This window comes from Streptomyces sp. NPDC059142, assembly GCF_042755665.1.
GTDB lineage: Bacteria > Actinomycetota > Actinomycetes > Streptomycetales > Streptomycetaceae > Streptomyces.
The window spans coordinates 826-11,621 of sequence record NZ_JBHZDA010000027.1 but is presented as its reverse complement, the minus strand read 5'-3'; the positions used below and the strand labels follow the sequence as shown (position 1 = coordinate 11,621).

Sequence of the window (10,796 nt, the reverse complement as noted above, 5' to 3'; positions counted from 1 at the left end):
TGATCCCGTAGTACGACACCCCCCACCAACTGCCCCCGCACCCGCCCACCCCCCCGAACCAGAACAACTCACCCAACCCTCCGCCGGGGGCCCGCCCCCGGCGCCACCGTCATGTCCGCGCGCCGCAGCCGCGCCGTCACGAGGAGACACCGTGCCCGAGGGGCATACGATCCACCGCCTCGCCGAGGACCATCTCGCCCGCTTCGGCGGCCGGCCGGTACGGGTCTCCAGCCCGCAGGGCAAGTTCTCCGACAGCGCCGCCCTCCTCGACGGCCAGACGCTGACCGGCGTCGACGCGCACGGCAAACACCTCTTCCTCGGCTTCGGGCCCGCGGGCGCCACCGAGGCCACCGGCTGGGTCCACGTCCACCTCGGGCTCTTCGGCAAACTCGGCTTCGGTACGGCACCGGTCCCGCCGCCCGCCGACACCGTCCGCCTCCGGCTGGAGGGCGGCGGCCACTACGCGGACCTGCGCGGCCCCACCACCTGCGCCCTGATCACCGCCCCCGAGAAGCAGGCCGTGCACGACCGGCTGGGCCCCGACCCGCTGCGCGTGCCCGCCGGCTCCGCCCCCTCCGGCCCCGCCGCACCCGGCGGCGACGGCGCGCGGGCCTGGGCCCGGATCTCCCGCTCCCGTACCACCGTGGCCGCCCTGCTCATGGACCAGAAGGTCGTCGCGGGCGTCGGCAACGTCTACCGCGCCGAGGTCCTCTTCCGCCACGGCATCGACCCGTACCGGGCCGGCAAGGACCTCACCCGCCGCGCATGGGACGCGATCTGGGCCGACCTCGTCGACCTGATGCGCGAGGGCGTACGCCACAACCGCATCGACACCGTCCGCCCCGAGCACACCCCCGAGGCCATGGGCCGCCCGCCGCGCGTCGACGACCACGGCGGCGAGGTCTACGTCTACCGCCGCGCGCGGATGCCCTGCCTGCTCTGCGGCACCGAGATCCGCACCGCGCCCCTCGCCGCCCGCAACCTCTTCTGGTGCCCCGGCTGCCAGCAGGCGTAGCCGTGATCAGAACCCGTGCGGCAGCCAGGGCGCGACATCCGAGCCGAAGGCCACCGACGCCGCGTCCAGCGCGCCCGCCCGGGTCTCCCGCACCCGCCCCGCGCGCCCCAGCGCGGCCAGCGCCGTACCGCCCAGATAGGCGGCGCTCAGGTCGTTCACCGACAGCACCAGATCGGGGGCGTCCGCGGTCCGCGCGCAGGTCGCGCCCTTCGTGTCACCGCTGAGCCGCCAGCGCCCCTCGTTCCAGGGACAGAAGGCGTCCGCCACCTCCAGCACCACGTCCACCGGCGTCCGGTACGTCCGCGCCTCCAGCGCCGGGGCCACCTCCACCGGCCGCAGATACAGGTCGTCCCGCACCCGCGGCTCGCACCGCCGGAAGTCGGAGACGAGATACCGGAACGCGTCGTCCACCGGCCTGCTGCGCACCCGCAGCGTCGACGTCAGGTCGATCCCGCAGAGGAAGCGCCACAGCTCGGCGCAGGCCACCGGGTCGGCCGCGTGCAGATCCCGCAGCTCGACCGTCCCCTTGGGGCCCGACACATCCCACTCCGGACGGTTGTGGAAGAGCGTGAACCCGACCACCTCGCCGTCCCGCTCCGCCAGCACGCACTGGAGCGCGGAGAGGCCGTCGCGCGCCGCCCCCGAGCCCACCACCGGCAGCCGCTCCCAGCCCGGCCTGCGGGCCGGCATCCCGGGACGCCTCGCGACCTCCGCCGCGTACAGCGCCTCGCACGCCTCCCGTACCTCCGGGTCGTCCGCCGGCACCCGGCGAAGACGTACGCCGTCCCCGTCCGCGCCGTCGGGTATCCGGACCTGGACCCGGGACGTGTCGATCTCCGCCGAGAGCGCGTCGCTCGCGACGCCGTAGCCGAACCGTCCGTAGATCTCCGGCTCCGAGGCCGTCAGCACCGCGAGCGGTTCGCCCAGGGCCCTGACGTCGTCGAGCTGCCGGCGCATCATCGACGTGAGGACCCCGCGCCGACGGTGGGTCGCCGCCACGCTCACCCGCGTCACACCCGCCGTGGGCACCTGTGCGCCGCCCGGCACCGAGAGCCGGAAGCTGTACGCCGAGGTCGTGCCCACGCACTCGTCACCGTCCCAGACACCGATCGAGCGGTCGACCTCGGCGAGATCGCGCATCAGCTCCTGGTCTCCCACGGTCCCGCCGACGCCGCCGAAGGCCAGCTCCAACGCCTCGTGCCAGGAGTCGTATTCGGACGCCCGCAGTACCCTCAGATCCAGTGTCATATGCCATCAGTACCAGCCGTACGGCGGCGAGGCGACCCGATTTCGAACGCAATGTCACGGGGGTCCCCCTGCACGGCGGCCGGGCGGCTCGGTAGGGTCCACCACAATGGCCGGTGTCGCAAGAGCGGATGCGTACGCGGCCCGGATGCGCAGGACGCTGCACCGGGTCAGGATCAGCGTGCGCAAATCCGGGGTCGACTACTTCCGGGGCGACGGCTCCGACTGGATCGCCCTCGTCGGGCTCCTGCTGACCGTGCCGGCCATCGCCCTGACCACGATGGCGATACCCGTCTGGTGCGCTCCCGCCGCGCTCGTCCTGCCGATCGTGGCGGGCGGCCTGCTGCTGCGCCCGGCGAGCCTGCTCAGTCTGTACGCGGCCGCCGCGGCGGCGCTGATCGTCGAGTCGATGGTCCTCGGCCCCTACCCGGACGGACCGGCCACGGTCACCCCCGGCACGGTCCTGGTGGTGGCGGCCTGCGGACTCTTCGGCCTGCTGATCGCCCAGTTCAGGGCGAGGGTCGGGGTGCCCTGGCGGCGCGGCGGGACCATGCTCTTCGACCTGCGGGAACGCATCCGCGTACAGAGCGCCCTGCCCTGGCTGCCGACGGGGTGGCACCACGAGATGGCGCTCCGCCCGGCGGGCGGCCAGTCCTTCTCCGGTGACTTCGTGGTGGCCGCCCGTACCAACGGCGGACGCACCCTGGAGGTCGTCCTCACGGATGTCTCCGGCAAGGGCATGGACGCGGGCTCGCGCGCCCTGCTGCTCTCCGGCGCCTTCGGCGGCCTTCTCGGCTCGCTCCCGCCGGGCGACTTCCTCCCCGCGGCCAACGGCTATCTGCTCCGCCAGGACTGGGACGAGGGGTTCGCGACCTCGATCCATCTCGTCCTCGACCTCGAATCCGGCGACTACGAACTGCTCTCCGCCGGTCATCTCCCGGCGCTCCAGCTCCACGCGGGCAGCGGGCGCTGGGAGGAGAAGTCGGGCGAGGGCCCGCTGCTGGGGGTCTACGACGGCGCCCGGTTCGACCCGGCCAAGGGCTCGCTGCGCCCCGGCGATGTGCTGATGCTCTTCACGGACGGCCTGGTGGAGGCCCCGGGACGCGATCTCGGCGAGGGCATGGACCGGCTCACCGGTGAGGCCGACCGCTATGTCGTCCCGGGGTTCGAGGGCGCGGCCTGGCATCTCATCGAGGCGGTGGCGAAGGACGTGAACGACGACCGCGCCCTGCTCCTGATCTGCCGAGAGGCCGGACAGGCTCCGTCGAGCCCGCCCGGCCTCCAGGGCCTGTCCTGAGAGTCGGCGTGGACGTTCGCCCGCGCCGTCGGTGCGGGTACGGGTTCCAAGAGCACGGCCATCGCCGATCAGCTCGTCACGGTTGCCTCCGCGCCTCTGCCGTCCCGCTTGCCGAGACCGTCGTGGTCGTCCCGCCCGGCGGGTGGGCCACCGGCCTCTGGAGTGTTCCCCGGCCCGTCACCGCCCCCCTCGTGGCGTCCGCCCGGCAGGATCCGGGCGAGCCAGTGCGAGCGCCCCGCGGCCAGCGGGCCGAGGACGGCGAGGAGCAGCACGTACCCCGCGATGAAGGGCGCGAGCCGGCTGTCGAGGCCCGCCCCCGCCGCCATCGTGGCGAGGATCAGCGCGAACTCACCGCGGGCGAGCAGGGTCGTGGAGATATTGGCGGCCGGTCCCGCGCCGAAGCCGAAGATCTTCGCGGCGGTGACCCCCGCGGCGACGTTCATCACCAGCGTCACGACGACGGCGGCGAGGACGGGCCACAGGACGGTCGGCAGATCGCCGGGGTTGATCGACAGGCCGAAGGCGAAGAAGAAGATCGCGCCGAACGCGTCCCTCAACGGGTGGACCAGTTCGCGGATCCGGTCGCCCGAGGTGGTGGCGCCCAGCATCAGACCGACCATGAAGGCGCCGATGGCGTCGGCGACCCCGAACCACTCGGAGACACCGGCGACCAGGACGGCCGCGCCGAGGAAGGAGATGACGAGCAGCTCGTCGTCCCTGGTGCCCACGAGCCGGCCGACGACCTTCGTCCCGAACCGGGCGGCGAGGGCGAGCAGCAGCAGGAAGCCGAAGGCCTTCCCGCCGTCCATGACCGCGGCCCCGGCGCTGTCGGCGCCGGACAGGATCGGCTGGAGCGCGGCGAGGTAGAGGGCCAGGAAGATGTCCTCGACCACGATGATGCCGAGGATGGGCTTGGTCTCGGGATTGCCGATCCGGCCCATGTCGACCAGGACCTTGGTGACGATCGCGGACGACGAGATCCCGAGCACACCGGCGAGGACCAGCGCCTCCGAGGTGCCCCAGCCCAGCGCGAAGCCGAAGCCGAGCCCGGCGCCCACGTTCAGCAGGAGATAGGCGCCGCCGGCGAGGGCCATCTTCCGGCCACCCGCCTTGAGGTCGTCGAGATGGAATTCGAGGCCGAGGTAGAAGAGAAGGAGGACCAGACCGAGGGCGGAGAGCATCTCCAGCTCGTGCGGGTCCTTGACCAGCACGATGCCGGGCGTGTGCGGGCCGAGGAGGATCCCGGCCAGGATGAACAGGGGAATCGTGGGCAGACCGATACGGCCGCCCAGTCGGGCGAGAACGGCGGCGGCCAGGAAGGCGCCGCCCATGGCTATGAGGGTCTCTGCGTGTCCGATGGGATCGCTCCTCCGTCGGTCAAAGGTGTGTCAAGGAATCGTCAGTAATTAGTTTACCAAACGATTTACCGAGTAACGGGAGTCGTCCGCCCTGATGAGGGCATGGCGAGGGCGGGACGGGGACCGGACAGGGGGCGGGGAACCTCCCCGCCGGCCGGTCCGCCGGTCGGCCAAACCGTCAACAACCGGAATGTACGGACCAATTGGCCGGAAGTGAGGGGAGCGTCGATCCACACCTGCGGGAAGGTTGATGGCACGATGGTCCGAGCAGGATGTACGGGGTAGGCGGTGTCGTACGCGACCCCGCAGGGGCTGGGCTAGGCGGACCGACCGAGGGTGTGATCAGTTGTGGCCATCTCACTGTCTGTGGTGCTTCTGTTGGCGATCATCCTGGTGGTGTTCATCCGCGGTGGCTCGATCAAGGCGGGTCCGGCGATCGTCGCGATCCTCTTCGGCTTCTTCCTCGCGTCCACCAACATGGCGCCGTCGGTCAACCGGTTCCTCAACTCGATAGCCGACACGATCAATCAGATCAGTTTCTGACCCGGACCGGTCGTCGGCCGCCGGTCCCTGTTCTCCGATCGGCCCCGGAAACGCCGCCGGCCCGATCGGTGACGTAACGCACCTGATCGGGCCGGGGCCGGTGGAGCGGGCGACGGGAATCGAACCCGCGTAGCTAGTTTGGAAGACTAGGGCTCTACCATTGAGCTACGCCCGCACAGCGCGCGCCGGAGGTCGGACGACCCCGGCACGGACAACATCGTAGCGGGTTCCGGGCGTTCACCGCACACCCGTAAAGCGCCGGTCAAGGATGACAACCGAGCCCCCGCGGGGATGTACCCTACGTGTCGCACCGACGGGGTGTGGCGCAGCTTGGTAGCGCGTCCGCTTTGGGAGCGGAAGGTCGTCGGTTCGAATCCGGCCACCCCGACCATCGTTCAAGATCACAGCGCACGGTCACATTGTGGGGCCCTTCCCGCTTGCGGTTACTATGCAAGCTGCGTGCCCGTGTGTCTGCAGAGTCTCTGAAGAACCGGGCCGAATCCGTCGGGCCGCGCCGCGCGTGCGGCGGACCCGGCAGAACCCCAGAATCAGCCACCAAGGAGACCGAACCGTGAAGAGCGCCGTGGAGACCCTGAACCCGACTCGGGTTCGGCTCACTGTCGAGGTGCCCTTCGAGGAGCTCAAGGACAGCCTCGACGCGGCGTACAAGAAGATCAACCAGCAGGTCACGGTGAAGGGCTTCCGCAAGGGCAAGATCCCGGCCCGGGTCATCGACCAGCGGTTCGGGCGTGGTGCTGTGCTGGAGGAGGCCGTCAACGACGCCCTCCCGAAGTTCTACACCGACGCGGTCAACGAGGGTGAGCTCAACGTCCTCGGCCAGCCCGATGTCGACATCACGGAGCTGAAGGACGGCGAACTGCTCTCCTTCACCGCCGAGGTCGACATCCGCCCGGTCATCGAGATCCCGGACTACTCCGGTATCGCGGTCACGGTCGACGCCGTCGAGGTCAGCGACGAGGACATCGAGAAGTCGGTCGAGCAGCTCCGCGACCGCTTCGCGTCCACCAACCCGGTCGAGCGCGCCGCCGCCGAGGGTGACGTCGTGACGATCGACCTGGAGGCCAAGGTCGACGGCGAGGTCCTGCCCGACGGAGTGGCGAGCGGTGTGCAGTACACCATCGGCTCCGGAGAGCTTCTCGACGGCATCGACGAGGCCGTGACCGGCCTGGAGGCCGGTGGCGAGGCCACCTTCTCCTCCGAGCTGAAGGGCGGCACGGCCGAGGGCCAGACCGCCGAGGTCTCCGTCAAGGTGACCCAGGTCGCCGCCCGTGAGCTTCCCGAGCTGGACGACGAGTTCGCGCAGATGGCGAGCGAGTTCGACACCCTCGACGAGCTCAAGGCCGACAGCCGCAAGCGCCTGGAGAGCACCAAGCAGTACGACCAGGCCACCCAGGCCCAGGAGCGCGTCCTCGACGAGCTGCTGAAGCTCGCCGAGGTGCCGATCCCGGAGAAGCTGCTCGCGGAGGAGATCAACACCCGCAAGCACAACCTGGAGCACCACCAGCTCGGCCAGATGGGCCTCGACCTCGCGAAGTACCTGGAGATCCAGGGCAAGACCGAGGAGGAGTTCGACGCCGAGACCAAGGAGCAGGCGGTCAAGGGCATCAAGACCCAGTTCATCCTCGACGAGCTGGTCAACAAGGAGAAGCTGAACGTCAACCAGGAGGAGCTCACCGAGCACCTCATGCGGCGCGCGCAGTCCTCCGGCATGTCCCCCGACCAGTTCGCCCAGGCGGTCGTCGAAGGCGGCCAGGTGCCGATGCTCGTCGGCGAGGTCGCCCGCGGCAAGGCGCTCGCCGTGGTCGTCGAGGCCGCCACGGTCACCGACACCAACGGCAACCCGGTCGACCTGGAGGACGAGGAGGAGGAGACGGCCGAGGCCGTCGCCGCCGAGGCCACCGGTTCCGACGAGGCCCCCGCCGACGCCGCTCCCGCCGCGGACGCCGACGAGAAGGCCGACAAGGACGACAAGGCCGGCGCCTGAGCGCTCTCGCTCTGACCGAAGAGACCGACGGAACGGGCCCCGGACGCGACACGCGACCGGGGCCCGCCCTGTCCGCCTCCGCCGTCGGGCGCCCCGCTTCCGTACAGGCCGCTCCCCGGCCGTGCACGCCCCCGTGGGCTCCCGCACACCCCCGGGCGGCGCACAGGGGCCACGGGGGCGCCCAGGCCCGTGAGGAGCCCGGTGGAGGCCGCTGGGAACCTCAACTACCTTGCGCTCCCAGCGAACAGCAACGGAAGCGGGATGGCCCTTGCCGACCAGCGCGTTAGGGTCCATGAATACGAGGGCAGGGGAGTCTCCCGTCCCCGGTACGAAGACGCTGAGACGGCCGCAGCCGTCAGAGACGAGCAGGTGTATACGTGACGAATCTGATGCCTTACGCCGCCGGTGAGCCGTCCCTCGGTGGTGGCCTCGGCGACCAGGTCTACAGCCGGCTGCTCGGAGAGCGGATCATCTTCCTCGGCCAGCAGGTCGACGACGACATCGCGAACAAGATCACGGCCCAGATGCTGCTCCTTGCCGCCGAACCGGACAAGGACATCTACCTTTACATCAACAGCCCCGGTGGCTCCGTGACGGCCGGCATGGCCGTGTACGACACGATGCAGTACATCCCCAACGACGTGGTCACCATCGGTATGGGCATGGCCGCCTCCATGGGACAGTTCCTGCTCACCGGCGGCACCGCGGGCAAGCGCTTCGCGCTCCCCAACACCGACATCCTGATGCACCAGGGCTCCGCCGGCATCGGCGGCACCGCCTCGGACATCAAGATCCAGGCCGAGTACCTGCTCCGTACGAAGAAGCGGATGGCCGAGATCACCGCCTTCCACTCCGGGCAGACCGAAGAGACGATCATCCGCGACGGCGACCGCGACCGCTGGTTCACCGTCCAGGAGGCCAAGGACTACGGCCTGATCGACGAGATCATCACCGCGGCCTCGGGCGTTCCGGGCGGCGGCGGCACCGGGGCCTGAGGCGACGCGCCTCGACGCCCCTCCCGACCCCGGCCCAGCCCACCGAACGCCACAGGATGGTGAACACCCACATGAACAACTTCCCCGCGAGCGGCCTCTACAACGGCCCGCAGGTGGACAACCGCTACGTCGTCCCGCGCTTCGTGGAGCGCACCTCGCAGGGCGTGCGCGAGTACGACCCGTACGCGAAGCTCTTCGAGGAGCGCGTCATCTTCCTCGGCGTGCAGATCGACGACGCCTCCGCCAACGACGTCATGGCGCAGCTCCTGTGCCTGGAGTCGATGGACCCGGACCGCGACATCTCGATCTACATCAACAGCCCCGGCGGCTCGATGACGGCCCTGACGGCCATCTACGACACGATGCAGTTCGTGAAGCCCGACATCCAGACGGTCTGCATGGGCCAGGCGGCCTCGGCCGCCGCCGTGCTGCTCGCCGCCGGCACCCCGGGCAAGCGTCTCGCCCTGCCGAACGCGCGGGTGCTGATCCACCAGCCGTCCAGCCAGACCGGCCGGGAGCAGCTCTCCGACCTGGAGATCGCCGCCAACGAGATCCTCCGGATGCGCGCCCAGCTCGAAGAGATGCTGGCCAAGCACTCGACGACGCCGATCGAGAAGGTCCGCGACGACATCGAGCGCGACAAGATCCTGACCGCCGACGACGCGCTCGCGTACGGTCTGGTCGACCAGATCGTGTCGACCCGCAAGACCACGGCCGCAGCGGCCGCCTGACCCACCCGGCGCCCTTGGCGCGGTCGGAATCGGGCTCGGGAGAACTCCCGTGACCACGTGAACCGCGCCTGGGCCTGTTCCGAGTTCCCCGTGGGAGAACGCGGAACAGGCCCTAAGGGGGCCCGAACCCGGGTCCGGGCAAGGTACCGTCGGATATGAGGCACAGGAGCCGCTGAACCAAGCTGCTCCCAGGCGAAGGGGAAGCAACCTCGTGGCACGCATCGGTGATGGTGGCGACCTGCTCAAGTGCTCGTTCTGCGGGAAGAGCCAGAAGCAGGTGAAGAAGCTCATCGCGGGTCCCGGTGTGTACATCTGCGACGAGTGCATCGACCTCTGCAACGAGATCATCGAGGAAGAGCTCGCGGAGACCTCCGAGGTCCGGTGGGAGGAACTGCCCAAGCCGCGCGAGATCTACGAGTTCCTCGAGGGGTACGTCGTCGGGCAGGAGCCCGCGAAGAAGGCCCTCTCGGTAGCGGTCTACAACCACTACAAGCGGGTCCAGGCCGGTGAGAACGGCGGCGGGTCGGGCCGCGACGACGCGATCGAACTGGCGAAGTCCAACATTCTGCTGCTGGGGCCGACCGGCTCCGGCAAGACGCTCCTCGCGCAGACGCTGGCGCGCATGCTGAACGTACCGTTCGCCATCGCCGACGCGACCGCGCTGACGGAGGCCGGCTATGTCGGCGAGGACGTCGAGAACATCCTGCTCAAGCTGATCCAGGCGGCGGACTACGACGTCAAGAAGGCCGAGACCGGGATCATCTACATCGACGAGATCGACAAGGTCGCCCGCAAGAGCGAGAACCCGTCGATCACGCGCGATGTCTCCGGCGAGGGCGTCCAGCAGGCCCTGCTGAAGATCCTGGAGGGCACGACCGCCTCCGTACCGCCGCAGGGCGGCCGGAAACACCCGCACCAGGAGTTCATCCAGATCGACACGACGAACGTGCTCTTCATCGTGGGCGGCGCCTTCGCCGGCCTGGAGAAGATCATCGAGTCGCGCGCGGGCGCCAAGGGCATCGGCTTCGGCGCGACGATCCGTTCGAAGCGCGAGATCGAGGAGAGCGACCAGTTCCAGGAGGTCATGCCGGAGGACCTGGTGAAGTTCGGGATGATCCCGGAGTTCATCGGCCGTCTCCCGGTCCTCACCTCGGTCCACAACCTGGACCGCGCCGCCCTCCTCCAGATCCTGGTCGAGCCGCGCAACGCGCTGGTCAAGCAGTACCAGCGGCTCTTCGAACTCGACGGCGTGGAGCTGGACTTCGACCGCCCGGCCCTGGAGGCCATCGCGGACCAGGCGATCCTGCGCGGCACCGGCGCGCGCGGCCTGCGCGCCATCCTGGAGGAAGTCCTCCAGTCGGTGATGTACGAGGTCCCGTCGCGCAAGGACGTGGCCCGCGTGGTGATCACGGAGGACGTGGTCCACTCCCACGTCAACCCGACGCTGGTCCCGCGCGAGCCGAGGATCGTGAAGAACGACGGGCGCCACGAGAAGTCCGCGTAGCGGCCGTACAGCAGCGGAGTGAAGAAGCGCCCGGCCAGTCACCCGCTGGCCGGGGGCCTCGTTTGTTTTCTGTCGGAGATAATTAAGGGGTCTTGTTGATTGG

At 69.9% G+C, this 10,796-nt stretch carries 9 protein-coding genes and 2 tRNA genes; 8 read left to right on the top strand and 3 right to left on the bottom strand.

The window, feature by feature from the left end; translation table 11 throughout:
* Positions 1–151 precede the first annotated feature (151 nt).
* On the top strand, positions 152–1,015 hold the full coding sequence (locus ACFXPK_RS13095) for an Fpg/Nei family DNA glycosylase (RefSeq protein WP_385074703.1): 864 nt from the start codon (positions 152–154) through the stop codon (positions 1,013–1,015).
* Between the two features lie 6 nt (positions 1,016–1,021).
* On the opposite strand, the gene ACFXPK_RS13090 is transcribed toward ACFXPK_RS13095, so the two are convergent.
* A complete protein-coding gene (locus ACFXPK_RS13090) occupies positions 1,022–2,263 on the bottom strand; it encodes a GNAT family N-acetyltransferase (RefSeq protein ID WP_385074701.1) in 1,242 nt (413 codons plus the stop codon).
* A 106-nt stretch (positions 2,264–2,369) separates the two neighbouring features.
* Here ACFXPK_RS13090 and ACFXPK_RS13085 point away from each other — a divergent pair, with 106 nt between their 5' ends.
* Positions 2,370–3,557 (top strand): PP2C family protein-serine/threonine phosphatase, encoded by a 1,188-nt coding sequence (locus ACFXPK_RS13085; RefSeq protein WP_384997422.1) that lies wholly within the window; start codon positions 2,370–2,372, stop codon positions 3,555–3,557.
* Positions 3,558–3,625: 68 nt separating this feature from the next.
* On the opposite strand, the gene ACFXPK_RS13080 is transcribed toward ACFXPK_RS13085, so the two are convergent.
* Positions 3,626–4,888: a cation:proton antiporter gene (locus ACFXPK_RS13080; protein ID WP_385074698.1), complete on the bottom strand. Its 1,263-nt coding sequence runs from the start codon at positions 4,886–4,888 to the stop codon at positions 3,626–3,628.
* A gap of 375 nt (positions 4,889–5,263) precedes the next feature.
* On the opposite strand from ACFXPK_RS13080, the gene ACFXPK_RS13075 reads away from it, so the two are divergent.
* Positions 5,264–5,458, top strand: coding sequence for a hypothetical protein (locus tag ACFXPK_RS13075; protein WP_329827089.1), 195 nt, complete (start codon positions 5,264–5,266; stop codon positions 5,456–5,458).
* A gap of 101 nt (positions 5,459–5,559) precedes the next feature.
* Here ACFXPK_RS13075 and ACFXPK_RS13070 read toward each other — a convergent pair.
* Positions 5,560–5,633: transfer RNA gene (locus ACFXPK_RS13070), tRNA-Gly, on the bottom strand.
* Between the two features lie 139 nt (positions 5,634–5,772).
* Between ACFXPK_RS13070 and ACFXPK_RS13065 the strand changes: the two genes are divergently transcribed.
* The 5 genes from ACFXPK_RS13065 to clpX all read left to right on the top strand — a co-directional run bounded on the left by ACFXPK_RS13065 (position 5,773) and on the right by clpX (position 10,693).
* A tRNA-Pro gene (locus ACFXPK_RS13065) sits at positions 5,773–5,849 on the top strand.
* Between the two features lie 180 nt (positions 5,850–6,029).
* Positions 6,030–7,463, top strand: a complete 1,434-nt coding sequence (gene tig / locus ACFXPK_RS13060) for a trigger factor (protein WP_384997426.1) — start codon at positions 6,030–6,032, stop codon at positions 7,461–7,463.
* Positions 7,464–7,852: 389 nt separating this feature from the next.
* A complete protein-coding gene (locus tag ACFXPK_RS13055; RefSeq protein WP_365638258.1) occupies positions 7,853–8,458 on the top strand; it encodes an ATP-dependent Clp protease proteolytic subunit in 606 nt (201 codons plus the stop codon).
* Between the two features lie 56 nt (positions 8,459–8,514).
* The gene (locus ACFXPK_RS13050) at positions 8,515–9,189 is read left to right on the top strand and encodes an ATP-dependent Clp protease proteolytic subunit (protein WP_329827091.1); all 675 of its coding nucleotides are present in this window, start codon (positions 8,515–8,517) and stop codon (positions 9,187–9,189) included.
* Positions 9,190–9,400: 211 nt separating this feature from the next.
* Positions 9,401–10,693, top strand: a complete 1,293-nt coding sequence (gene clpX, locus ACFXPK_RS13045) for an ATP-dependent Clp protease ATP-binding subunit ClpX (RefSeq protein ID WP_384923750.1) — start codon at positions 9,401–9,403, stop codon at positions 10,691–10,693.
* Positions 10,694–10,796: the final 103 nt, after the last annotated feature.

What these genes read in the sequence shown, in the direction of transcription:
- ACFXPK_RS13085 (WP_384997422.1), top strand. Translation starts at nt 2,370, where the DNA reads ATGGCCGGTGTCGCAAGAGCGGATGCGTACGCGGCCCGGATGCGCAGG.
- ACFXPK_RS13055 (WP_365638258.1), top strand. Translation starts at nt 7,853, where the DNA reads ATGCCTTACGCCGCCGGTGAGCCGTCCCTCGGTGGTGGCCTCGGCGAC.
- ACFXPK_RS13050 (WP_329827091.1), top strand. Translation starts at nt 8,515, where the DNA reads ATGGTGAACACCCACATGAACAACTTCCCCGCGAGCGGCCTCTACAAC.
- ACFXPK_RS13080 (WP_385074698.1), bottom strand. Translation starts at nt 4,888, where the DNA reads ATGGGCGGCGCCTTCCTGGCCGCCGCCGTTCTCGCCCGACTGGGCGGC.
- ACFXPK_RS13090 (WP_385074701.1), bottom strand. Translation starts at nt 2,263, where the DNA reads ATGACACTGGATCTGAGGGTACTGCGGGCGTCCGAATACGACTCCTGG.